The following is a 20,991-nucleotide window of genomic DNA, read 5'->3' as shown; positions in this document are numbered from 1 at the left end:
TGCCTCAACCTGTTGAAAGCCATGACGCGATCCCGGTTACGCGTTGCCGAGGCGTGATTGCGCAACGACGCCCGGGCGGGGCGTCGTTGCGAATCGTTTCCAAATATTACAGACGCATTACGTGCCGTAGTGTCAAGGTCTGCGCATCTTTGTGTGAATGTGTCGCGATCGCTTGCGGTGTCGTCACACCGAGCGATGCCGCCGGGGAGGAGGGGCCGGTGACGTGTTTTTCTGTCGCCGGCGTGTGAGCTGTTGCGATTCCGGCGTGAACGGTGGTGCGGCCCGGTTACCCCCGCCGATCGGGCGGGAAACAGGTCGGAAGCGAGCAGGAAGCAGGCAGGAAGCGGTCAAGAAGCGGGCCGGATCGCGACAAAATCCGATTTTTCGACGACATCCGGACGCAAATCAACCCGTCCGTCTTTCAGATTTGAAAGCCGAGGGGCCATTTGCGTTAGAATGCCCCCCCTTGTCCGCCATGGCGACCGCCAAAGGCGGACTGGTCGCACCCAGAGAGACGTGGGTTTCGATTCGTAGCCGGGCGCGAAAGTTAGCCAGCCGTTAGCAACATACGCTTTGTGATTTGGATTACTAATGAAGAAGAAGCACAACATCACCAAGTACATCGTTGTCGCGATGATTCTTGGTATCGCCGTGGGTTACGGCTGTCATAGCGCGTTTCCCGACCCGGCCATGGCGAAGGAAGTCGCCGGCTACGTGTCGTTGCTGTCCGACGTGTTCCTGCGCCTGATCAAGATGATCATCGCGCCGCTGGTATTTGCGACGCTGACCGTCGGCATTGCGCAGATGGGCGACGGCAGCGCCGTGGGCCGCGTCGGCGTCAAGGCGTTCGGCTGGTTCTTCATCGCATCGTTTATGTCGTTGCTGCTCGGCTTGCTGACCGCAACGATCCTGCAACCGGGCAGCCACCTGAGCCTGCCGCTGCCGGCGTCCGATGCGGCCCTCGGCCTGAAGACGGGCGCCTTCACGCTGAAGGACTTCGTGGTCCACCTGGTGCCGAAGTCGATCGCGGAAGCGATGGCGAACAACGAAATCCTGCAGATCGTCGTTTTCTCGATCTTCTTCGGCACTGCGCTGTCGGCGCTCGGCGAATCGGGCAAGCGCCTGACCGGCGTGATCGACGATCTCGCGCAGGTGATGCTGAAGGTGACGGGCGCGGTGATGTGGTTCGCGCCGGTCGCGGTGTTCGCGGCGCTGGCGTCGACGATCACCACCCAGGGGCTCGGCATCCTGCTCACGTTCGCGAAGTTCATGGCGAGCTTCTACCTGGCCCTGGCGCTGCTGTGGGGCGTGCTGACGCTCGCCGGCGTGACGTTCCTCGGCAAGCGCGCGTTCACGCTGATCCGGCTGATTCGCGAGCCGTTCCTGCTGTCGTTCGCGACGGCGAGCTCCGAGGCCGCCTATCCGAAGCTGCTGGATGCGCTCGACCGCTTCGGCGTGAACCGCAAGATCTCGAGCTTCGTGCTGCCGATCGGTTATTCGTTCAACCTCGACGGCTCGATGATGTACTGCACGTTCGCGGTGCTGTTCATCGCGCAGGTGTACGGCATCCATCTGCCGCTGGGCACGCAGATCACGATGCTGCTGATGCTGATGGTCACGTCGAAGGGGATGGCGGGCGTGCCGCGCGCATCGCTGGTCGTGATCGCGGCGACGCTCAACCAGTTCAACATGCCCGAAGCCGGGTTGCTGCTGATCATGGGCGTCGACATGTTCCTCGACATGGGGCGCTCGGCCACCAACGCCGTCGGCAACTCGATCGCGGCGGCCGTGGTCGCGAAGTGGGAAGGGCAGCTCGACGACCCGCGCGACGACAACGATCCGGACAACGGACGCGTCATGAAGGTGAAGGTGCCGGAAACCTCGGCATCGGCATGATGCACGGCAGTGCGGCAGCGCAGCGATAGCGGTGCGTTGCCCGCCCCGCGGTATTGAATGATCGCCGGCCTGGATTCGCAACGGATTCAGGCCGGCGATTTGTTTTGCGCAACGATTCCGCGTTGAATGCGGCGCTTTTCCGAGATTCGCTGAAACAGGCACTCGCCGTTTCAATCGTTCGTCGTTGAACAGGCGGCGATATTCCCGCAGGCACACGCCTGATTTTCCCGATCCCCCGATCCCCCGATTCAGCGCGTAAGTGACCATTCACTGTCGCGCAGTCGCGTTCCCCGCCAACGGGCATGGGCGCCACGGGCGATGCGCTCGAAGCCGAACCCGTGAACAGCACAACGGTGCGAGCGATCCGCAATTTTTTTTGATTTATATAACGCTATTCTCGCGCTGCGCATGATCGAACGCATGCTGCACGTAATACCGACTGCGCCGGATGCTTCAGCGGAAGAATTGACGAATTGCGCCTTTCAAGCCATCCGGCCGGCCCTTCATGTGAATGTTCGCACCATTCAGGAGAGCATCCGTCATGGTCGCCAGACAACGGTTTCAGGCTGCGCTGCTCGCCGCGGCGATCGCCGCGATTACCCCTTCCGTTCACGCACGCAACACCACCGACTGGCTGGCGAACACGTACGGCACGCTGGCGGCCCACGTCGGCAACGTCGCGCGCGCGATGTGGGTCGCGCCCGAAGGCGTGATCTATACGGCCTCGATGTGGGACGAGGATGAAGGCGGTGTCGCGATCTACCAGAACGGCAAGAGCGCCGGCTCGATCGGCACGCACTCGGAGTTCCAGGGCAGCGCGATCACGGGCAACGCGACCTCGCTGTTCGTCGCGCTGCAGCCCGGCAAGACATACGGCAGCGGCGCGGTGGGGCGCTACAACCGCGCGACGAAGTATCGCGACCGCGTCATCCAGGTGAGCGCGGCCACCAACCAGCCGCGTATCGACGTCGTCACCGGGCTCGCGACGGCCGGCTCGCTGCTCTATGCCAGCGACTTCTACGGCAATCGCGTGCGCGTGTTCACCACCGACGGCGTGTGGCAGCGGGATATCAACGTATCGGAGCCGGGCGCGCTTGCGGTGGACGCAGCGGGCAACGTGTGGGTGGCGCAGAAGCGCGCGGGCTCGATCGTCGGCTTCAGCCCGGCCGGTGCGCTGCTCAACACGATCCGGATGCCGGCCGGGTCGCAGCCGTCGGCGCTGTATTTCGATGCGGCGGCGGGGCAACTGCTGGCGGGCGACGAAGGCCCCGACCAGAACATCAAGCGCTATACGGTGTCGGGCCGGCCCGCGCAGGCCGGTACGTTCGGCGTGCGCGGCGGCTATCTCGACACGACGACGGGCATCAAGGGGCAGGTCGGGGCGCAGCGCTTCACGCGCATCGTCGGGATCGGCAAGGACAGCGGCGGCAATCTCTACGTGCTCAACAATCCGTGGGGCGGCAGCTGGGATCTCGGCCGCAACGGCGCGACCGACATCCATGCGTACAGCAGCACCGGCAGCCTGCGGTGGACGCTGCAGTCGTTGAACTTCGAAGGCATCGCCGCGCCGGACCCGGTCACGGACGGCGCGCTGTTCTACGGCGCCACGCACGTGTACGGCGGCAGCGCGGGCGGCACGTTCGTCGCGAACACGGTCGATCCGTTCACGTATCCGGCCGATCCGCGCATCGACATGAACGACACGCAGCGCGACGAGCATTTCGGGCTGCTCACGTCGGTGGGCGCGAACCGGATTCTCGTCGCGGCCGGCCAGAACCCGCCGGTCTTCTACTTCTTCCACTTCAATGCGGCGAACGGCTATGTCGCGATTCCGGACGGCTCGATCCCGGGCCCCGCGTTCAACACGACGCGGCGCGTGACGGGCGGCTTCAGCGTCGACAGCAAGGGCGGCGTATGGGCCGGCCTCGACAAGACCGGCGCGATCACCCACTACCCGCTGACCGGCTTCGACGCGAGCGGCAAGCCGTCGTGGGGGCCGGGCGTCGCGACCCGCGTGCCCGACAGCATCCAGCCGCTCACGCGCATCGTCTATCTCGCTGACAGCGACACGATGGTGCTCGCGCAAGGCGCCATCGGCACCAACGACTGGACGTCGATCGGCACGCGCATCGAGGTGTATCACGGCTGGAGCGCGGGCAACACGACGAAGCCGGACCCGGTGATCACGCTGCCGCACAGCGGCGCGAAATCGATCGACGCGGTGGGCAACCATCTGTTCGTCGGCTACTGGTTCAGCAGCAGCGGGCCGCTGTGGCCGAACGTCGACGCGTTCAACCTCACGACCGGCAATCTCGACACCACGCTGGTCAACGCGAGCCCCGCGACCGTGGATACCAGCAGCGCGATCGATGCGATGTACAGCATCCGCGCCTACCGCCGCTCGAACGGCGAGTACGTGGTGATGAAGAACAACGTGAAAGGCAACAGCATCACCGTGTACCGGTGGACGCCTTGACTTGATGAACGCGCGGCCGCCTCGACCGGCGGCCGCGCCCGCGAAGCAATCACCGCATTCGTCGCGATTTCGCAGGATTTCCACCGCGCATCCACGCAATTTCCACATCACGCGTTCGTAATGAGCGGCGTGCTCAACGCGCGCGTCACCGCCCGCCGGGCGGCGGTGCCCAACCTCACGACGCGGAAAACCGCTTCCGGGCACAATGACAGCGGCACCGGCAGGCACTGCGGGTGCCCACGACGATGAACCGGATCGACTGACTGGTTGCGCCGGCGCATTGCCGCGCTGGTGAACTCGCGCGGCTACCCCATGCCGCGTTTTTTATGCCGAAGTGACGAAACGATGAAGATGAAAACGACACCGAACCGCCTGTTTCTGATCGCCGCGCTGGCCGGCGCGTTGAGCGGCCCCGTCCACGCAGAGACGGCCGCAGCGGCGACCGTTGCGACAGTCAACGGCACGCCGATCACGCAGGCCGACGTCGATACGCTGCTGCGCGCGTCCGGGCAACCCGACTCGCCGCAGATCCGCCAGGCGATCAAGAATCAGCTGATCACGCGCGTGCTGGTTCAGCAGGCCGCCGAGAAGGCGAACTACGGAGACAAACCCGAGGTCAAGGCGGCGGTGCAGCAGGCGAAAGCGAATGCCGAGGTGCAGCTTTACCTGCGCGACAACGTGAAGCCCGAGCCGGTGACCGAAGAACAGGTCAAGGCGCGCTACGACGAACTCGTGGCCGCGCTGGGCAAGAACGAGTACAAGCCGCGCCTGATCATCGTCCAGGATCCGGTGACGGCCGCGACGGTGCTGAGCGAGCTGAAGGCGGGCAAGTCGTTCGAAGGGCTGGCGCGCCAGTACAGCATGGCGCCGAGCCGCGATACCGGCGGCGAGTTGCCGTGGGTGAGCTTCCACACGCCGGCGACGGAAGGCAAGACGTCCGGCTTGCCGCTGCCGGTCGCGCAGGCGCTCGAGAAACTGAAGGTCGGCGCCGCGACGAGCGATTCGATCCCCGTCGATGGCGTGCGGGCGATCGTGAAGCTGGATGCGAAGCGGCCGACGCAGGTGCCGGGCTTCGCGACCGCGAAGCCGGCGCTCCAGCAGCAACTGCAGGCGGCCGCCGTGGAGAAGGCGAGTGCGCAGATGATCGGCAACCTGCTGAAGGACGCGAAGATCACGCAGTAATGCGGCGGCGTGGAAACGCTGGGCGTCACGCGCGCCAGATCATGCTCGCGCTCGTGTCGGTTTGCGACTCGACGCGAAAGCCGAGCCGTTCGTAGAGCCGCCGCGCCGGGTTGCCGTGCAGCACGCTGAGCGACACCGGCACGTGCGCGCGCGCCGCGTCGGTCAGCAAGGCGTTCAGCACGGCTTCGCCGATGCCCCGGCCCTGGTGATCGGGGTGGATCTGGATCTGGTGCACGTGCCACTCATCGGTGGCGCGTGTCACCTTCAGCAAGCCGATTGCTTCATCGTCCTTGCAGACGATCATTGCATCGTCGAAATTCGCGCGAATGCGCTGATCGTGCGCTGCGTCGTCGGACGGCACGCCGGCGCGTTGCAGGTGCTCGGTCATCGTGAGCTGGCGAAGCGTCAGCAGAAAGGGGAGGTCGGTGGTGGAGGCAGGACGCAGATCGATCGCCGGTTTCATGATGGATGACGGGTTGCGTTGGGCATCGGGCTTCGACGCGGATCACAGCCCGGGCAACTGAATCTGCAGGCCGGCCGGGCGATGTTCGAGGACATCCGTGACTTCATATTCGGTTTTTGCGCCGTCCGAAGTTTGCCACTGCTGCATACGGACATTGCACAAGAGCACGTCCCCCTTGCTGAAACTGATCTGGCTGTTGTTCACGCGCGACAGGAAGCCGGCATCCGTGATCGCCGCGTGAATCGTCGACGTGCCGTCGTACAGCCGCCATTTGTTGTCGTCCTTGAACGCGAGCGACACGATCGAGAACGCCATCTTGCGATGCTCGTCGAGCAGGAGCGTGTTGGTCGGCTCGGGCGCGTGAAACCACGCAATTTCGTGGCGGGCGACCGTCTCGAACACTTCCGTATCGGTACCGGCCGCGAAAATCTCGACGCCTTCGCGTGCGAGCGGCGCAAGGACCTGCGCGGTTGCGTGGCGAACGCGGACGTCGCGCAGCAGCGTGAGGACGGGCAGGTCGATCTCGAGCTCGTCGCCCTCGACCTGCAGCACCGCGGTGTGGTCCTGCATCCGCACCTGCCGGATCTCGCGCCCGCGCAGCCACTTGAGGACGGCGAAGAGCCCCTTCCTCGCCTTGGGCGCGGCGATGCCGAGCGCGGTCAGGATCGTGACCGCATTGGCGAGCGCTGTGCCTTCGTTGCCGCTCAGCATGTCGCGCATCCGGCCGAGCAGCGAGGTCGCGAGTGTGAAGTCGATGCCGAAACTGCCGGTCTTGAAGCTGCCGCGCACGTTCACCTGCGGCCGAACCCGATCGCCGCACAGTGCGCGCGTCGATGCGTCGAGCAAATCGCCGAACGCAAGCAGCGCGGGTGCGAGTTCGCGCACGTCCATCTCGGAAGATTCGAGCGCGGGCCCGTCGTACGTGACGCGGAATCGGCTCATGGCTTCGAAGGGGCCGATGTCGGCCGGACCGGGGCTGTTTCCATTACGTGTGGTCATGGGGAATGCGGGCTGAAGACGTGGACGATACCCGAAACGAACGCTTTCGGATGCCTTTCATCGTAGGGGAGAACGATCGGCTGCGCGCGATTTTGGCCGTCCGGACAGGACGGCATACGGACGTCTCCCGATAGCAGTCGGCAAGCCACGAACTTTTCCGATACTTTCCCGGTCACACTCGCCAGCCTGCGGGCGTACCGGCGCCTCGAACGCGCTTCCGGGCCCCGGTATTCCCCCGCCTACCCCATCCGCATATCATTCGCACATCGCGCACCTGCCGGCCGCAGGCGCCGCCGCTTCCGACGCGGCGGTGCGTTTGCCCGCACGGCGCAGCACACAGGGATTCTCGATGGACACCAAACGATCGCGGCCAGGCCTCGTCGCCGCGCTGCTCTGGGCAGCGCTGTATCTCGCGACCGGCTACATCTCGCACCAGTTCAACGGCCCCGTCCGGCTGACCGGCTACATCTGGCTGCCGGCCGGCGTGACGGTCGGCGCGTTCATGCTGCGGCCGACGCGCGAATGGCTGACGCTGGCCGGCGCATTCCTGGTCGGGCAGCTCGCGCTGACCGGCATCGAACACGGCAGCCTGGTCAACGCGGTGCTGTTCACGGTCGACGAGGTCGGCGCGGCCGCGCTCGCGGTGTGGCTCGTCCAGCGCGTGCGCTTCTCGCTCGAAGGGCTGTATTTCCTGCGCTCGGTGATTCTCGCCGGCCTGATCGCGGGCGTGGTCGGCGCGATCGGCGGCGCGGCGTGGTACACGGCGGTCAAGGGCGCGCCGTTCTTCGACGTGTGGTCGGTGTGGGCCGCGTCCGATTTCGTCGGCGTGCTGCTGGTCACGCCGGTGCTCGCGTCATGGTCGCGCTTTCGCGCGCACCGCTCGGGTGATCACGAGCGCTTCGACCTGGTGCTCGGCATGGTCTCGTTCGCGCTGGTCGTGGGCGTCGCGCTCGTGATCTTCGACGGCGACACGTCGCAGAAATTCGGCACCGGCGCCGGCTTCGCACTGACGTATATCCCGCTGTTCCTCACCGTCGCGGTGACGCTGCTGCTCGGCGGCCGCGCGGGTTCGTCGTCGGTGCTGGTGCTCGCGCTGATCGTGATCGAGCAGACCGCGCAGGGCGATGGCCCGTTCGCGTCGTTTCACGAGCACTACGGCAGCGCGCTGCTCGAGGCGCAGCTTTACCTGGCGGTTGCGTCGCTGCTGGTGCTGACGGTGAGCACGCTGAAGACGACGCGCGAACGCGTGCACGAGCATGCGGCGGTCCTGCAGAACAACATGGAGCTCGCGCTCGCGAGCGCCGGCCAGATCGCGTACGTGCTCGATCCGGAATCGGGGCGGATCGAGTGGAGCGGCGACGTCGAGCGCGTGTTCGGGGTCGGCGTCGATGCGGCACAGATCGCGAGCGTGCCGCTCGTGCTCGACCGTGTGCAGCCGGGCGACCGCGATGCGCTGCGCGACTACTGGAATGCGGAGATCGCGGGCGAGGATCGCGCATCGTTGTCGCTGCGTATCGTGCAGCGCGACGGCGGCACGCAGACGATCACCGATCACGGTGCGCCGCTGCTCGATTCGAATGTCGACGTGACGGTGGTGGCGGGTGTTTGGCAGCTCGAGCGCGTGTGGCCGGCGGAAGAATGACCGGGGACGCGTCATGACGGGCCGCACGGGCGTCCTGCTGATCCACGGGCTCGGCGGCACGCAATACGATCTCGGTTCGCTGCACAAGGCGATGCGGCGCGCGGGCGGCGATACGCACATGATCACGCTGCCGGGGCACGGCACGCGCCCCGAGGATCTGGCCGGCGTGCGCGCGGAGGCATGGCTCGACGCGGTGACCGAGCAGTATCGCGCGCTGGAAAACGAGTACGACACGCTGCATGTCGCGGGCATGTGCATGGGCGCGCTGGTCGCGCTGCTGCTGTGCCATCGCGTGCAGCATGCGCGCGGCCGGCTGGCGTTGCTGGCCACGCCGGTGTTCATCGATGGCTGGTCGACGCCGTGGTACCGCGCGTTGCGGCATGTGCTGTACCGCGTGCCGGGTGTCGCGGAGCGGATGCGGGTCGAGGAAGGCGATCCGTTCGGCATCAAGAACGCGACGATCCGCGCGATCGTGAAGAAGAAGTTCGAGCGTGAAGACAGTTTCCACTATGCGTGGGTGCCGCTCGCGTGCGTGCGCCAGGTCGACCGGATGCGTGACTGGGCGCTCGAGGCCGCGGCCGGCACGCCGTCGCCGACGCTCGTGCTGCATGCGCGCGAGGACGAACTCACGAGCCTGCGCTCGGCCGATTTCCTGCTCGCGAAGATGCCCGATGCGCGCGGGATCGTGCTGGAGAACAGCTACCACATGATCTGCGCGGACAACGATCGCGACGACGTCGCGCGCCACGTGCTCGAATTCTTCGGGTTCGATCCGGTGCATGCGGTCAGCCCGGCGATGGCGCGCAGGATGGGGCGGATGGAATCGTGAGACGCCGTGTCAAGCGAGCCGGCGGCGCGGCTGCAGCAGTGGCCCCGCACCCGGTCTGGATTGACGTTAAATTGCTGCGACCATGAATCAATTTGAAAAGCTGTCCGGGCGGATCAAGGCGATGCAACGCCAATTGAACAGCGAGCGGTTTCTCGAGCTTCGCATCTACCGGCGTGACGCATATATCTATCAGCTATCGAGTACCGTGAATCATTCGATCGCTTGCTGGTTGAGCGAAAACCATGTGCCGCTGAGGATACTCATCGACAGGGGCCGGCGCTTCATGGAGGCGATTCCCCCCGGCCCGGACAAGCCCGGCTGGGAGGCGTACTACGATTTGGTGAAGACCTATTTCGATACGATGGAAGAGGCGCTGAACGTCCTGGAAAAAAACTAGCGCGGGAAGAACCGGGATATCCCGGTTCGCGGTGCGGTTCGGTCAGTCGTACTCGACATGGGAAGCGAAGGACGGGTATTTCTGCGCCATGTTCCGGACGCAGTCGCTCATCAGCTTCGCGTCACGGGGAAAGCGGCGTTCAAATTCAGGCCAGCCCTTCAGCCGGAGAACAAGCGGCATATCGACAAGCGCGGTAATGGCATCCCAGAACGCATCCCAGTTTCTTCCGTACCAATCCGGGAAATTCAACCTCTCCATCAACCGCATGTGCAACTGCGCGGTTGACTCGATATCGCCAAGTTCAATTTCTACCAGCTTGTCGCGTGCCATCATGGTCTCCGACGGACAGGTCGCGCAGTATTCATTTTCTGCCCCGTGCGAAGCATGATAGCGCGCGGTTAGCCGTCAGTCGGCGGCCGCCGCGCAATCCGCTCGCGGATCTCCGGCGACGCCAGGCAGGTCGCTACGGCTTCGTAGCCGGGCGCACCGGGGTAAGGCGCCACGCGCGAAGGCGGGCTGTGATTGGCAGGGCACAGCAGGATGGTTTCGTCGGGGCCGACCGCAGTCAGATCAAGGATCGCCGATGAGCGCGTGAGCAGGAACAGCGGTCGCAAGCCGGCGGCCGCGCATTCACGCAGATGCGCGATCAACGCCAGTTGCGTGGGCCGGTCGAGATCCTGTTCGATCATGTCGACGACCCGCGCGCGCGGGCCGTCCGCTTCGAGACTGACGAGCAGCGCGGTCAGCGCTGTCGACGGCGTTGCGCCTCTGTCGGTGAGCGAGGTCAATGTGCGGTCGACGCGCGACTTCAGCGCAGGATCGGCGCGCAATACCGCGTGTGCCGCCGCGCAATCGCTTTCCAGCCGATCGAGCCCCACGAACACGGCGCCGGGCAGCGCGTCGGCCAGCCGAAGCGCGAGCCGCGTCTTGCCGCTTCCCAGCGAGCCGATGATGTAGTTCAGCGGCCGGATATCACGACACTCGAACCACTCGCCGCCCCATGGCCACGGCAGGTTGAACGCGACACCCGCACCGGTATCGTCGACGAGCCGCGTCAGCTCACCCTCGGCCGGCATCCGGCCGCGCGCGAGGCCGGCGCGGATCGCGCGCACCCGGTCGATCTTGCGCACGAGATCCTGAATGCCGTGGTCCAGCGCAGCTTCGTGAGCGGCCAGCGCGTCGTCGAGGCTGCGCGCGTCGCCGTGGAGCACGCTCGCCACCTGCGCGAGACTGAGGCCGAGTGCGCGCAGCGCGGCGATGTCGGCCGCGCGGGCGAGATCGTCGGGGCCGTACGCACGGTATCCGGCCGGCGTGCGTTCCGGCGTGACGAGGCCGTGCCGCTCGTACAGCCGCAGCGCCTTGATCGAGACGCCGAGCCGCGCGGCGGCGGCCGACGCGTTCAAACGGGGCGTGGACGTGCCCATCCGTCACCTCTCTTTGCTGTCGATTCGTTGCGCTCAGCATAAAGGCGATCCCAAGGGCCGGGTCAAGCGCGATCGCGCGCGAATCGACGACGACGCGGCCGCGACGCCCGGCAGACACGCGCCGAGCAGCTCGCCCGCTGCGACGATTCGCATCTTGTTGCCCCGTGTCTCCTTGATTCCGCTTGTTCGAGTGTCGTCGATGATGGCAGGACTCGTGGTGTGACGGCGGCGATGCGTGCACCGCATCAAAAGAAAATGCCAACCGATACTTTTTGCCTGGATCGGGTCGTGCGATGCCCGAAATGGGGGGGCTGCGGCGCGCCGCCCGATCGACACGAGGGGGAATGGAAGGGAAGGCGGCGCTATCCGCGAACCGGCCGCGGCAGCGCGTCGAGCGCGATCCGGTAGATGCGCAGCGCGTTGTCATGCCAGATCGCCCGGCGTGCGGTGTCGTCGAGATGCGTCATCGCGCGCGCGAACGTGCGCAGCAGCGTCGGATAGGTCACGCGCAGGCCGGCCACCGGGAAATTGCTCGCGAACAGGCAGCGCTCCCAGCCGAAGATCGCGATCGTGTCGCGGATGATCCGTGCGTTGTCCGCGTCGTTCCACGCCGCGTCGCGCAAGCCGAGTTCGGAGATTTTCACGGCGACGCGCGGCAACGCGGCGAGCGCTTCCATGCCGCTGCGCCAGCGCGCGAGCCCGGCTGCCGAGCGGTCCCACGGCAGCCCCGCGTGTTCGAGCACGACGTCGACGCCGGGTGCATCGGCGAGCAGCGCGGCCGCTTCGCCGAGATGCCAGAACGGCACGCGCAGATCCCAGCTCAGGCCGTGCGCGGCGAGGCGTGCGAGCGCGGCCGGCCAGCGCGGGTCGTGCAGCGTGCCGGGCCCGTCGATGGCGGCATCCGGTGCTGCCGCGGTGCGCGGCTTGAAGCGCACGCCGCGCACGAGCGGCCACGCGGCCTGCTCGGCAAGCCGTTCGTCCGCATCGCCGGCGAGCAGGTCGACCCACGCGACGACGGCCGACGGCAGCCCGTGCGTTTCAGCGACCTCGTGCAGCCAGCGCGTTTCCGCCAGCGCTTCGTCGTGCGCGCGCTCGGCTTCGACGTGCACGCTGGCGACGATCGGCGCACCTTGCGCCGCGTGCCGGAGATCGTCCACCCCGAAATCGCGGCACAGTGCCGCGTAGTCGCCGAACATGAAGCGCGCCGGATCGTAGTGCGCCTGCAGCCACGGGTAGTGCGCACCCGCATCGAGACGCCACAGGTGGTGATGCGCATCGACGAGCGCATCCGGCATGCCGTCCGGCGGCGTCCCTTCGCGCATGTCAGCGTACTCCGGCGAGCACGTACGACGCATCGGGCTCGCGCAGCGTCGCCAATGCGCCGACGAACCGCCAGCTATCGAGATCGAGCTCGCGCACGTAGTCGTCCTGGAACGACACGTACGCGACGCGCCGCGACGGATGGAACGATAGCGCAGTCGGGTTCGCGGGCAGCGCGATGCGTTCGATCTCCTCGAGCTGCCGTGCATCGAACACCGAGATCGACCGCTCGCCCGAATTGGTCAACAGCAGCAGGTCGCGGCCGTCCGGCGTGCTCGTCCGGTAGATGCGGTTCGGATCGCTGCGCGTCTTTACGCGGCGGCCGCAGGTCATCGTTTCGGTGTCGATCTCGACCAGCGTGTCGTCGCCGCGATTCGCGACGAACAGCGTGCGCGCGTCGCTCGACAGCGCATTGCCTTCGGGGCGCGGGCCGGGCATCACCGCGCGCGGCGCGACCGTTGCGTCGCGCGGATGGAACTGCGTGACCGTGTTCGACAGCAGGTGCACGCCGTAGGCGCGGCTCGCGTCGCGCGTGAGCGTCACGAGGTGCGTCTTCACGCCGCCGGACGGCACGGCCATGTTCGGCACGGGCTGCCGGGTCGGCTCGTCGAACACGAGCAGCATGTCGTGCGCCTCGCTCATCGCGTACAGCCGGCCGTCGCGGTCGCTCGCCATCCCGTGCGGCCGGTAGTAAGGCCACAGGTCGAGCATGCGCGTATGCGTGCGTGCGACGAGATCGATCTCGGCGATCCGGTGATCGCCTTCATGGCCGCGCGACCACGCGGTCTCGATCCCGAAGATGCCGACGTAGGCGTAGCGCTCGTTCACGTCGACGGTGAACTCGTGCGGGAAGTTCGGCAGCACGACGTGCTTGAGCGCGGTTTTCGTGTCGAGGTCGTAGAAGCTGAAGGTATGGGCGCATTTCTGCACCAGCAACAGGATGTCGTTCATGGTGAGTCTCCGTTAGATCGTTCGCTGTCCCGCGTATCCGGTATCAGTCCTCGCAGCGTTTCGGCAGCGTCATCGCGAGCACGCCGGCCACCGCGAGCGTGACCGCGAGGCTGTACACGCCGGCCGCCGCGCTCACGTGCTGGGTCAGCACGCCGACTGCATACGGGCCGCAGAAGCCGCCGAGATTGCCGAGCGCGTTGATCAGGCCGCGCGCGCTGCCGGCCGTCTCGACGCTGCAGAGCTTCGGCGGAATCGCCCAGAACACGCCGGCGGCCGCCTGCAGGAAGAAGCCGCAGCCGATCAGGAACGCGAACGACACGGCCATCGACGCATGCGTGAGCACCGACAGCGCGAGGCACGCGGCGAAGCCGGCGAGCGGCAGCAGCACGAACAGGCGGCGCTTGCCGGTTCGGTCAGACCAATACGACGTGACGAACATCCCGATCACCATCGCGACATAGGGCAGCATCGCGAGCAGGCCGATCTTGCCCATCCCGCTGTGCGTGAGGTTTTTCAGCAGGGTCGGCAACCACATCGTATAGCCGTAGATGCCGACCTGATAGCAGAAGTTGATCGCGATGAGCAGCCAGATCGTCGGGTTGCGCAGCAGCTCGCGGAACGAGGTGGCCGCCGTCGTGCCGGCCGCGCGCTTGCGCTCCTGCTCGTCGCGCAGCGCGTCGAGGATGTACGCCTTCTCGCGCGGCGACACCCAGCGCGCGGTTTCCGGGCCGTCGTCGGCGAACAGCAGCCATACGACCAGGCACAGCAGCGACAGCGCGCCCGCGCTGAAGAACAGGTGATGCCAGTCGTACGCGGCGAGGATGAAGCCGGACAGCGGCGCGGTGATCATCCCGGCGAGCGGCACGAACATGATGACCATCGCATTCGCGCGGCCGCGTTCGCGGTCAGGAAACCAGTGGCTGACCATCGTCAGTACGACGGGCAACATCCCGCCTTCCGCCACGCCGAGCAGGAAGCGCAGCGTCAAAAGTTGCCACGTATGGGTGACGAGCCCGGTCAGCACCGACAGCACGGCCCAGCTCACGAGCGACCACGCGATGAACGTCTTGCCGCTGCCGAGCGCCGCGCGGCGGCCGCCCGGAATCTGCAGGAACAGGTAGCCGAAGAAAAAGATGCCGCCGGCGAGGCCGGCCATCGTCGCGTCCATGCCGAGATCGGCGTTCATCCCGCCGGGCATCGCGAACGCGATGTTCACGCGGTCCATGTAGGAAATGATGCAGGCGAGCAGCAGCGGCGGAATCACGCGCAGCCAGCGGCGGCGCGGAATGGCTTCGCCGGCTTCGTATGCCGGGGTGGCCGGGGTCAACAGGGTCATGGTGTCTCCAATCTTGGTGGTGGGCGGCGGCGGTCTTCTGATGGACCGCTGTCACGCCGTGACGCGCCGGTATCGCACCGGCCGCCGATGCGCAACGCCCTGCGGCGTTGCACGTGTGTACCGATGTGAACCGTTGTCTAGCGTCCCCAGCGCAGCACGAGCGGGTCGAGCCGCCGCGCGACGTCGAGCAGGCCCGCGCGCACCTGCGGATGCAACTCGGGCCACGGTGCGCGCGGCTGGTCGCACGCGATCACGCCGCCTTCGCGCATCAGCGCCTTCGCGGTCAGGAAGCCCGACTGGCGGTTCTCGTAGTTGATGAGCGGCAGCCAGCGCGCGTACTGCTCGACCGCTTCGTCGCGGCGTCCGGCGAAATACGCGTCGGTGATCTGGCGAATCCCGTCGGGATAGCCGCCGCCCGTCATCGCGCCGGTCGCGCCGGCATCGAGATCGGCGAGCAGCGTGATGCCTTCCTCGCCGTCCCACGGCCCCTCGATCGCGTCGCCGCCGAGCGCGATCAGCTCGCGCAGCTTCGACGCGGCGCCGGTCGTCTCGATCTTGAAGTACGACACGGCGTCGATCTCGCGTGCGAGCGACGCGAGGAACGGCGCCGGCAGCGCGACGCCGCTCGCGGGCGCGTCCTGGATCATCAGCGGAATGTCGAGGCCGTCCGCGACTTCGCGGAAGAACGCGCGCACCTGCGCTTCAGGCACGCGGAACGTCGCGCCGTGATACGGCGGCATCACCATCACCATCGCCGCGCCCATCGCCTGAGCGTGCCGGTTGCGTTCCGCGCAGATCCGCGCGCTGAAGTGCGACGTCGTGACGATCACCGGCACGCGGCCCGCGACGTGTTCGAGCGTGGTGCGCGTGATCAGGTCGCGCTCGTCGTCGCCGAGTGCGAATTGCTCCGAATAATTCGCATGGATGCAGATGCCGTGCGAACCGGCATCGATCATGAAGTCGAGGCAGCGGCGCTGGCCGTCGAGATCGAGCGCGCCGTGCGCATCGAAGATCGTCGGCGCGACCGGAAAGACGCCCTGGTAGCGTGCGTTCATGGCGGGCCTCACTCGACGATGTCGAACTGGTCGAGGAATTCGGTCTTCAGCGTGAGGCCGAGGCCCGGCACGTCGTCGCGCAATTGCACGAAGCCGTTCTCGGCCACCGGCTCGCCGTCGAAGATGTAATAGAACAGCTCGTTGCCGACCTCGACGTCGAACATCGGGAAGTATTCGCTCATCGGCGACGCGAGCGTGCTCATCGTCAGGTGATAGTTGTGCATCTGGCCCGCGTGCGGAATCACCGGCACGCTGTACGCTTCGCACAGCGCATTGATCTTGTGCGCCATCGTGATCCCGCCGACGCGGTTCGTGTCGTACTGGACGACCGACACGGCCTTGCGGTCGAGCAGTTGCTTGAAGCCGTACAGCGAGAACTCGTGCTCGCCGCCGGAGATCGGAATACGCGTGAGCTGGTTCAGCTCCGCGTAGCCGTCGATATCGTCGGCAATCACCGGCTCCTCGAGCCAGCGCGGCTGGTATTTCTCGAGCTTCGGCAGGATGCGCTTCGCGTACTCGAGGTTCCAGCCCATGTAGCACTCGAGCATCAGGTCGTTGTCGTAGCCGATCACCTCGCGGATCGCCGCCACCGACTTCAGGTTCTCGGTCACGCCTTGCTGCCCGTGAGCGGGCCCGTAGCCGAAGCGCATCTTGAATGCACGAAAGCCTTCCTTCATGTAGCGCTGCGCCTCGTCCTGCGTCTCTCTCAGGTCGGTGCGGTAGAGCTTCGAGTAATAGCAGGGGATCTTTTCCTTGGTGCGGCCGCCGAGCAGCTTGAACACGGGCTTGCCGACGCTCTTGCCGAGGATGTCCCAGATCGCGATGTCGACCGCCGAGATCGCCGCCATGCCGATGCCCTTGCGGCCCCACGCATGGGTCGCGCGATACATCCGCTGGTTCAGGTATTCGTAGTCCCACGGGTCCTGGCCGATCACGAGCGGCGCGAGGTACTGGTCGATGATCACCTTCGCGACGTGCGGTGCGAGCGCGACGTTACCGAGGCCGACGATGCCGTCGTCGGTCTCGACCTCGACGACCGTCCACGAATGGAAGCGGAACGTGCTCATCGTTTCCTGCGGCGCGTACAGCAGGTCCATCGCGTTCGAGCAGAAGTTGCCCTGCGGCGGAACGGTCTTGCCTTTCCACTGGAATACGCGGGCGCGTACGGAACGGATCTTCATGATGGTGTCTCCGGGATTCGGTGTTGTCGTGTGTAAAGGGTGTGCAAGCGGGGTGTGCGAGCGGGGCGTGCGGGCGTCACGCCGAAACGGTGGGGGTGCGGCGCGCGGCGCCCATCCGGCAGGCGATCTGCAGCGCCTGCCAGGTCGCGCCGACGTCGGCCGTGCCGCGGCCCGCGATGTCGTACGCGGTGCCGTGCGCGGGCGTCGTGATCGGCACGGGCAGCCCGCCCTGCACGGTCACGCCGCGCGAGAAGCCGAGCAGCTTGATCGCGATCTGCCCCTGGTCGTGGTACATCGTGACGATCGCCTGGTAGTCGCCGGCCTGCGCCTTCAGGAAGATCGTGTCGGCCGGGAACGGGCCGTGGAACGGCGCATCGGTCGGCCAGTCGCGCGACTGCAGCTTGCGGACCGCCGGCTCGATGATGTCGACTTCCTCGCGGCCGCAGCTGCCGCCGTCGCCGCCGTGCGGGTTGAACGCGGCGATCGCGACCTTCGGCGTCACGACACCGTTCGCGAGCAGCGATCGGTAAATCAGTTCGGATGCCTGTTCGATCCGCTCGATGCTCAGGTAGCCCGGCGCATCCTTCAGCGGAATGTGCGACGAGATGCGCGCGGTCCACAGCTCGCCGAGCGTGTTGAATTCGCAGAAGTAGCCGGTCACGCCGAGCGCCTCGGCGAAGTGGTGCAGTTCGTCCTCGTGCTTCAGCCCGCCGAGCTTCATCGCGTATTTGTTCAGCGGCGCGAAGCAGATCGCGTCGATGTCGCCGGCGAGCGCGGCGTCGAGGCACAGGTCGAGTACGGTCAGCGTCGAGCGGCCGCCGGCCGCGCCGGGCTGCCCGACCGTGACGTTGGCCGGATCGATCGTGTCGATGGCGACGAACGCGGCACGTGCGGTCGACGGCCGGCTGCGCACGGCGGCGAGCGACGCGACGGGTTCGACGTCGACCTCGACGCCCGCGACGCGCTGGCCGGCTTCCCACAGCCAGCGATCGCCGATCAGCACGAGATTCGCGCGGGAAGTTGCGTCGGGGCGGGCGAGCAGTTTCGCGATCAGTTCGGCGCCGATGCCGGCGGGGTCGCCGAGCGTCAGTGCGACGACGGGCAGGGGGGCGGCGGTCGATGGGGTGTGCATGCGGTGTCTCCGGTGGCGGCGCGTGGCCGTTCGTGTATGGGGTTGATGCTAGGTAGACGGAATGAGTCGGTAAATTGAAAACTCTTGATGAATCGATAACCTGGAGTAATCAAAGATGGGCTCGATCGACCGACGAGACTCGACCCCGCAGCTGCTGAACCGGCTGCGCATGCGGCAGATCGCGCTGCTGCTGGCCGTGGACGAATGCTCGACGCTGCGCGCGGCGGCCGAGCAGATGGGCCTCACGCAGCCGGCCGCGACGAAGATGCTGGCCGAACTGGAGAGCGCGCTCGGCCAGCGGCTGTTCGATCGGGTCGGGCGCGGGCTCGTGCTGAACCCGGCCGGCGAGCGCGTGCTCGGCTATTTCCGCGGGATCCGCGGCAGCATGGAGGCGCTGAACCGCGAGCTCGGCGAGCTGCAGCTCGGCAGCGCGGGGCGGCTCGCGATCGGCAGCATCATGGCGGCGTCGCCGGGGCGGCTCACCGAGGCGCTGGTGCAGCTGAAGGCGCGTTACCCGCTGCTGGCGATCGACATCGCGGTGGATACGAGTGACCGGCTGATGCCGCAGCTGCGCGAAGGCGTGCTCGAAGTGGTGATCGGGCGGCACGTCGGGACCGATTGCGACTTCCGCGTGGTCGACGACGAGGCGCTCGCGATCATCGCGGGCCGCGACCATCCGCTCGCGGGCGCGGGGCCGGTGGCATTCGACGCGCTGCTCAATTATGCGTGGATCCTGCAGCCGGCCGGCAGCCCGGCGCGCGAGGTGGTCGAGCGCGAGTTCAGCGCGCGGCACCAGCCGATGCCGCGCGGGCTGGTCGAAACGGGGTCGATCCTGACCACGATGAACCTCGTCGACCGTTCGCCGATGCTCGGCGTGATTCCGCTGACGGTGGCGCAGCGCAATGCGGAGCACGGGCTCGTCGCGATCATCGATTACACGCTCGAACAGAAGCTGCCGTCGTACGGCAGCCTCGTGCGGCGCGACCGGCCGCTGAGCATCCCTGCGCAGCAATTTCTCGCGCTGTTTCACCGGGACGGGGCGGGGGATGACGGCGATGCGTAATGGCGCGGTTTGCCAGCCGAGGCGGCCGAGCCAGCCGCGCCAACCGCGCTGGCCGAGCAGGCCCACCAAGCCCATTAATCCGATCAAGCCGATCAAGCCGATCAAGCCGATCAAGCCGATCAAGCCGATCAAGCCGATCAAGCCGATCAAGCCGATCAAGCCGAACCAGCCGAACCAGCCGAACCAGCCGAACCAGCCGAACCAGCCGAACCAGCCGAACCAACCGAACCAACCGAACCAACCGAACTAGCCAAGCAAGCCAAGCCAAGCCAAGTCAAGCCACCACCATCGCGGAACGCGGTGAAGCGTGATGGCGACGCCGGCGAGGCGGCTGCGACAGCCGAACCCGAAGCGAACGGCTTCAGTGCGCCGACGGCGCAGCGGGCGCCTCTCCGAGCGTCGGCATCGATTCCGACAGCGTGCGTTCCGGGCGGATCCGCAGCGCGGCGACGATGCCGATCAGCAGCATCGCGACCGAGCCGATGAACGGCACCGTCCAGCTTCCCGTGCGATCGACGAGATAGCCGAACAGGATCGGCGACAGGATCCCCGAGATCGCGGAGCCCGCGTTCATCATCCCGCTCGCGATGCCGGCGTGAGTCGGCGCGATGTCGCTCGGCACGGCCCAGATCGGCCCGATCGTCAGTTCGAGGCACAGGAACGACCCCGACAGGCACAGCGCGACGCCAGCCGTCGAGTGCACGAACGCGAGTGGCAGCAGGCAGGTGAGCGCGCCGGCGAAGCTCGCGACGATCACGCTCTGGCGCGACAGCGCGAGGTTGCCGGTCTTCCGGTAGATCCGGTCGCACAGCCAGCCGCCGAGCGTGTCGCCGACCACGCCCGCGAAGAACACGCCGGACGCGAACAGCGCGGTCGACTTCAGGTTCAGGCCCTGGCCGTTCAGGAAGAAGGTCGGCAGCCACGTGAAGAACAGCCACGCGGTCCAGCCGTAGCAGAAGTAGACGAAGATGGTCGGCGCCATCCGGCGGAACAGCGGCCCCCACGGCGTCGGGCCGGACGGTGCGGCAGCGCGGGCGGCGCGCGCGTGGCCGGTGCCCGCTTCGTCGCCGAGCGGATGTTCGCGGAAGCCGACGATCCACCACGCGAGCCACACGAGCGTCACCGCGCCGATCACGAAGAACGCGGCGCGCCACGACAGCCAGGTCATCAGCGCGGCGACGAGCGGCGGCGTGACCGCGTTGCCGAGCCGCGAGAACGAATGCGTGAAACCCTGCACGACGCCGCGCCGCTCGCGCGGGAACCAGTGGGTGATCGCGCGGGCCTGGGCGGGCAGCGTCGCGCCTTCGCCGATGCCGAGCAGCAGGCGCGCGGCGAACAGCAGCCCGAGGCTGTGCACAAGGCCCGTCGTGAAGGTGGACACGACCCAGATCAGCCCGCAGCCGATCAGCGTGACGCGGGCGCCGAACCGGTCGGCGATCCAGCCGCCGCCGATCTGGCAGATTGCATACGAATACGCGAACGCGGAAAATGCGACGCCGAGTTCGGTATTCGACAGGCCGAGCTCGGCCTTGATCGCGCCGGCCGCGGTCGCGAGGTTGACGCGGTCGACGTAGAGGATGAACGAAAGCGCGCACAGCAGCCACAGGGTGTGGCGCCGTTGACGTTGGTCGTTGGGCATGTGTCT

At 66.8% G+C, this 20,991-nt stretch carries 19 protein-coding genes; 8 read left to right on the top strand and 11 right to left on the bottom strand.

The window, feature by feature from the left end:
- Positions 1-591 precede the first annotated feature (591 nt).
- The 3 genes from ACPTTF_RS32550 to ACPTTF_RS32540 all read left to right on the top strand — a co-directional run bounded on the left by ACPTTF_RS32550 (position 592) and on the right by ACPTTF_RS32540 (position 5,554).
- Positions 592-1,896, top strand: coding sequence for a dicarboxylate/amino acid:cation symporter (locus ACPTTF_RS32550; protein WP_423369755.1), 1,305 nt, complete (start codon positions 592-594; stop codon positions 1,894-1,896).
- 541 nt (positions 1,897-2,437) lie between these two features.
- The gene (locus ACPTTF_RS32545) at positions 2,438-4,372 is read left to right on the top strand and encodes an SMP-30/gluconolactonase/LRE family protein (protein ID WP_423369754.1); all 1,935 of its coding nucleotides are present in this window, start codon (positions 2,438-2,440) and stop codon (positions 4,370-4,372) included.
- A 345-nt stretch (positions 4,373-4,717) separates the two neighbouring features.
- Positions 4,718-5,554, top strand: a complete 837-nt coding sequence (locus tag ACPTTF_RS32540; RefSeq protein ID WP_423369753.1) for a peptidyl-prolyl cis-trans isomerase — start codon at positions 4,718-4,720, stop codon at positions 5,552-5,554.
- A gap of 25 nt (positions 5,555-5,579) precedes the next feature.
- On the opposite strand, the gene ACPTTF_RS32535 is transcribed toward ACPTTF_RS32540, so the two are convergent.
- The gene (locus ACPTTF_RS32535; protein WP_423369752.1) at positions 5,580-6,017 is read right to left on the bottom strand and encodes a GNAT family N-acetyltransferase; all 438 of its coding nucleotides are present in this window, start codon (positions 6,015-6,017) and stop codon (positions 5,580-5,582) included.
- Positions 6,018-6,059: 42 nt separating this feature from the next.
- Positions 6,060-7,016, bottom strand: coding sequence for a hypothetical protein (locus ACPTTF_RS32530; protein ID WP_423369751.1), 957 nt, complete (start codon positions 7,014-7,016; stop codon positions 6,060-6,062).
- Between the two features lie 349 nt (positions 7,017-7,365).
- Between ACPTTF_RS32530 and ACPTTF_RS32525 the strand changes: the two genes are divergently transcribed.
- The 3 genes from ACPTTF_RS32525 (at position 7,366) to ACPTTF_RS32515 (ending at position 9,884) form a co-directional block, all read left to right on the top strand.
- Positions 7,366-8,658: an MASE1 domain-containing protein gene (locus ACPTTF_RS32525; protein ID WP_423369750.1), complete on the top strand. Its 1,293-nt coding sequence runs from the start codon at positions 7,366-7,368 to the stop codon at positions 8,656-8,658.
- Between the two features lie 13 nt (positions 8,659-8,671).
- Positions 8,672-9,487, top strand: a complete 816-nt coding sequence (locus tag ACPTTF_RS32520; RefSeq protein WP_423369749.1) for an alpha/beta hydrolase — start codon at positions 8,672-8,674, stop codon at positions 9,485-9,487.
- Between the two features lie 82 nt (positions 9,488-9,569).
- On the top strand, positions 9,570-9,884 hold the full coding sequence (locus ACPTTF_RS32515) for a hypothetical protein (RefSeq protein WP_423369748.1): 315 nt from the start codon (positions 9,570-9,572) through the stop codon (positions 9,882-9,884).
- A gap of 42 nt (positions 9,885-9,926) precedes the next feature.
- Here the strand turns inward: ACPTTF_RS32515 and ACPTTF_RS32510 are convergent, their stop codons facing one another.
- The 8 genes from ACPTTF_RS32510 to ACPTTF_RS32475 form a co-directional block, all read right to left on the bottom strand.
- Positions 9,927-10,214, bottom strand: coding sequence for a barstar family protein (locus ACPTTF_RS32510; RefSeq protein ID WP_423369747.1), 288 nt, complete (start codon positions 10,212-10,214; stop codon positions 9,927-9,929).
- A 68-nt stretch (positions 10,215-10,282) separates the two neighbouring features.
- Complete coding sequence (locus tag ACPTTF_RS32505; RefSeq protein WP_423369746.1) at positions 10,283-11,308, bottom strand: MerR family transcriptional regulator; 1,026 nt, start codon at positions 11,306-11,308, stop codon at positions 10,283-10,285.
- Between the two features lie 362 nt (positions 11,309-11,670).
- Positions 11,671-12,630 carry an amidohydrolase family protein gene (locus ACPTTF_RS32500; protein WP_423369745.1) on the bottom strand — a complete coding sequence of 320 codons (960 nt, stop codon included), beginning with the start codon at positions 12,628-12,630 and terminating at the stop codon, positions 11,671-11,673.
- Between the two features lies 1 nt (position 12,631).
- Entirely contained in the window at positions 12,632-13,579 is a 948-nt protein-coding gene (locus ACPTTF_RS32495) for a YncE family protein (RefSeq protein ID WP_423369744.1), read from the bottom strand.
- A gap of 43 nt (positions 13,580-13,622) precedes the next feature.
- Positions 13,623-14,915 (bottom strand): MFS transporter, encoded by a 1,293-nt coding sequence (locus tag ACPTTF_RS32490; protein ID WP_423369743.1) that lies wholly within the window; start codon positions 14,913-14,915, stop codon positions 13,623-13,625.
- Positions 14,916-15,052: 137 nt separating this feature from the next.
- Positions 15,053-15,970: a dihydrodipicolinate synthase family protein gene (locus tag ACPTTF_RS32485; RefSeq protein ID WP_423369742.1), complete on the bottom strand. Its 918-nt coding sequence runs from the start codon at positions 15,968-15,970 to the stop codon at positions 15,053-15,055.
- An 8-nt stretch (positions 15,971-15,978) separates the two neighbouring features.
- Positions 15,979-17,151, bottom strand: a complete 1,173-nt coding sequence (locus ACPTTF_RS32480) for an L-rhamnonate dehydratase (RefSeq protein ID WP_423369741.1) — start codon at positions 17,149-17,151, stop codon at positions 15,979-15,981.
- Positions 17,152-17,227: 76 nt separating this feature from the next.
- Positions 17,228-18,283: a 4-hydroxythreonine-4-phosphate dehydrogenase PdxA gene (locus ACPTTF_RS32475; protein WP_423369740.1), complete on the bottom strand. Its 1,056-nt coding sequence runs from the start codon at positions 18,281-18,283 to the stop codon at positions 17,228-17,230.
- 115 nt (positions 18,284-18,398) lie between these two features.
- Here ACPTTF_RS32475 and ACPTTF_RS32470 point away from each other — a divergent pair, with 115 nt between their 5' ends.
- Positions 18,399-19,346, top strand: a complete 948-nt coding sequence (locus tag ACPTTF_RS32470; RefSeq protein ID WP_423369739.1) for a LysR family transcriptional regulator — start codon at positions 18,399-18,401, stop codon at positions 19,344-19,346.
- The gene (locus ACPTTF_RS32465) at positions 19,330-19,596 is read left to right on the top strand and encodes a hypothetical protein (protein WP_423369738.1); all 267 of its coding nucleotides are present in this window, start codon (positions 19,330-19,332) and stop codon (positions 19,594-19,596) included. The genes ACPTTF_RS32470 and ACPTTF_RS32465 overlap by 17 nt, the downstream gene beginning before the upstream one ends.
- A 111-nt stretch (positions 19,597-19,707) precedes the next feature.
- Here the strand turns inward: ACPTTF_RS32465 and ACPTTF_RS32460 are convergent, their stop codons facing one another.
- On the bottom strand, positions 19,708-20,985 hold the full coding sequence (locus tag ACPTTF_RS32460) for an MFS transporter (RefSeq protein WP_423369737.1): 1,278 nt from the start codon (positions 20,983-20,985) through the stop codon (positions 19,708-19,710).
- Between the last annotated feature and the right edge of the window lie 6 nt (positions 20,986-20,991).

It is taken from the genome of Burkholderia crassaminum, assembly GCF_964265005.1.
Lineage (GTDB): Bacteria > Pseudomonadota > Gammaproteobacteria > Burkholderiales > Burkholderiaceae > Burkholderia.
Note: the sequence above shows the minus strand (reverse complement) of the source record. Positions and strands in the feature narration are given on the sequence as shown.